This is a genomic window from Microcystis sp. LE19-84.1B, assembly GCF_027531875.1.
GTDB lineage: Bacteria > Cyanobacteriota > Cyanobacteriia > Cyanobacteriales > Microcystaceae > Microcystis > Microcystis panniformis.
Window position 1 is genome coordinate 1 of sequence record NZ_JAPZSR010000451.1, and the last position, 2,766, is coordinate 2,766.

At 46.0% G+C, this 2,766-nt stretch carries 1 protein-coding gene, 1 tRNA gene and 2 pseudogenes; 1 reads left to right on the forward strand and 3 read right to left on the reverse strand.

The features are described 5' to 3' along the window. Positions 1 to 144 precede the first annotated feature (144 nt). From eno to O9324_RS25290, 3 genes and pseudogenes are all read right to left on the reverse strand, one after another. A complete protein-coding gene (gene eno, locus O9324_RS25280) occupies positions 145 to 1,434 on the reverse strand; it encodes a phosphopyruvate hydratase (protein ID WP_288141645.1) in 1,290 nt (429 codons plus the stop codon). Between the two features lie 363 nt (positions 1,435 to 1,797). Further along, positions 1,798 to 1,947: pseudogene (locus O9324_RS25285) on the reverse strand (ribose-5-phosphate isomerase A); the annotation flags it as partial. A 185-nt stretch (positions 1,948 to 2,132) separates the two neighbouring features. Then, a tRNA-Thr gene (locus O9324_RS25290) sits at positions 2,133 to 2,204 on the reverse strand. A 205-nt stretch (positions 2,205 to 2,409) separates the two neighbouring features. Here O9324_RS25290 and O9324_RS25295 point away from each other — a divergent pair. Further along, positions 2,410 to 2,766 (forward strand): annotated as a pseudogene (locus O9324_RS25295) (RNA-guided endonuclease InsQ/TnpB family protein); the annotation flags it as partial.

The following is a 2,766-nucleotide window of genomic DNA, read 5'->3' on the forward strand; positions in this document are numbered from 1 at the left end:
TGAAATGGGGCGAAAGTCTGTGGACTCTGTGTAAGACAGTACATGGTTTTTTAACTGTGGTATGCGACGGTGGTGGAAGCAGAAACTTAAATCGTGAGGTTTAGGAATCGCCGCACTTTTAGGGCGGCGAGGATGTCAAATAAGCTACTTTACCTTGAAGTTCGTCCACCCTGCATAACGAGCGCGAGTGCCAAGTTCTTCTTCAATGCGGAGCAACTGGTTGTATTTGGCTAACCGTTCGCCCCGACAGGGCGCACCTGTTTTTAGTTGGGCTGCACTTGTCGCAACGGACAAATCGGCAATAAAATCATCGGGAGTTTCCCCGGAGCGGTGGCTGATATAGATGGTATAACCACCGGAGCGCGCTGTTTTGATCGCTTCTAATGTTTCGGTGACAGACCCAATCTGATTAACTTTAATCAAAGAGGCATTGCCTACACCTTTGTTGATCGCTTCCTGAATAATTTTGGGATTGGTACAAAAGATGTCATCACCCACTAATTGAACACGATCGCCTAACCGCTCAGTCAATTCTTGCCAGCCTTCCCAGTCCTTTTCTCCCAGACCATCTTCTAAGGAGATAATCGGGTATTGGTCGATCCAGCTTTCCCATAGATCGATCATATCTGAGGAAGATTTGCGGCTCTTGTCAGATTTAAAAAATTCGTATTGCCCTCCTTCTCGCCATAGTTCACTGGTTGCTGGATCGAGAGCGATCGCCAATTCCTCGCCAGATTGGTATCCTGCCTTGTCAATTCCTTCTAGAATTAGCTCGATGGCTTCTACATTGGACTTGAGGTCAGGAGCAAAGCCGCCTTCATCGCCGACCCCGGTACTATAACCTTTTTGTTTCAAAATTGATTTCAGGGCGTGGTAAACCTCTGCCCCCATGCGCAACGCTTCAGCAAAGGTGGTAGCACCGACGGGAACTAGCTTGTATTCCTGAAAATCAACGCTGTTGTCGGCGTGAACTCCACCATTGAGAATGTTAAAGCAGGGAGTTGGCAGTAGAGTCGCCTCAGTGCTGCCGAGGTATTGATAAAGGGGTTGACCCTTAGAAATTGCTGCCGCCCTGGCAACCGCCATTGAAACTCCCAGAATGGCATTAGCGCCCAAGTTCGCCTTAAATTCAGTGCCGTCTAACTCTAGCATTTTCTGATCGACGGCACTTTGGTCAGTGGCATCCATTCCCTTGAGGGCAGCAGCGATCGCACCATTGACGTTGGCCACCGCTTTGAGAACGCCCTTGCCACCGTAGTGAGTAGGATCGCCATCCCGTAATTCCAGCGCTTCCCCACTCCCCGTAGATGCTCCAGAAGGTACTGCCGCTCGACCCTTGCTGTTGTCTGCCAAAATGACATCGACTTCAACCGTCGGATTGCCGCGAGAGTCGAGAATTTCTCGGGCATGAATGGTTTGAATGCTTGTGTTCATCGGTTTTACTCCTATTTGATTAGAATATTCAAGGGCATCTAGTCTGCCCCCAGAGAGACCCCCAGACAAAATAGCTCTGTGGGCTTTTGTCGCTTGTCATGGATTCGATGATTCTGATGCTACCCCATCAAAATAGGGTTGTCCAACAATCCAGGCACTTTCCTTATGTTATATACCAGTTTTATTATGTTAAGTTTAAGGACAACCATAGATTAAGACCGTTTGTTTGGCTAAACTCTTGCCATATTTGCTAGTGCAAAGGGACTTTATCCACGGGAGTTCCGTCCATCTCAAATAAAACGGGCGCAAAAGCGCAGTCGCTCTTCATGTTATTTTCCGAGAAAATGGGATTAATTCAGATCATTAAAACTCCCGGACTAGAGGCTGTCCATCTTGTAACTCTCCGACAATCACCAAGTCAGCCAGTCCCACGAATAAGCCATTGTTCAAGACTCCCGGAATGTTATTAATGGTTTTTTCCAGTTCTGCCAAATCATGAAGGGAATCAAATTGAAATTTTTTATTAATAAATATTTTACACAATTCATACCAGGTAAGCAAGAGGGCTACGCCACTACTACCAAATCATTACCAACTGACCCAACAGTGACCAAAAAAGACCGACAGAATCAGTAGGCCTTGCTGCGACCCAAGCCACCAAAGCCTTGTAGGGACTGAAAACAGTTGGTTTTCCGAGAAGCTGGTGATGGGATTTGAACCCGCGACCGGCTGATTACAAATCAGCTGCTCTACCACTGAGCTACACCAGCATTTTTGACCAACCTATTGTAACACAAATAGGGCTTGCTGAAAAAGTTTTTCCCGCGGGCAGGGTGTGGGGTTTTAAGCTAAGACGCATTTTAACCGTCTGTCCCCGTCGCTCATCGAAAATTTGGGTCTGAAACCCCGTCGTTCTAGGTTGGCTTTACTGTTCAATACTAGCGCATTTACACGATATATTCTAGAATGCGAGATATGGAAAAAGCCTATTCTTACTGATTTTACCCCACACCCGAACAAGAGTCGCTATTGCGGCGCACATTGGGCTGTGTAAGATTAGTTTACAACAAAGCTCTCCACGAACGAACACAAGCTTGGTACGAAAAGCAAGAAAGAGTAGGCTACGCCCAAACTTCTTCAATGCTAACCGATTGGAAAAAGCAAGAAGAATTAGAGTTTTTAAACGAAGTTAGCTGTGTACCTTTACAACAAGGGTTAAGACATTTACAAACAGCTTTCACTAACTTCTTTGCTGGTCGTACTAAGTATCCTAACTTTAAGAAAAAACATCAAGGAGGAAGTGCCGAATTTACCAAATCAGCCTTTAAATTT

Coding starts and splice junctions, on each gene's coding strand:
- eno (WP_288141645.1), bottom strand. CDS start 1,434: ATGAACACAAGCATTCAAACCATTCATGCCCGAGAAATTCTCGACTCT.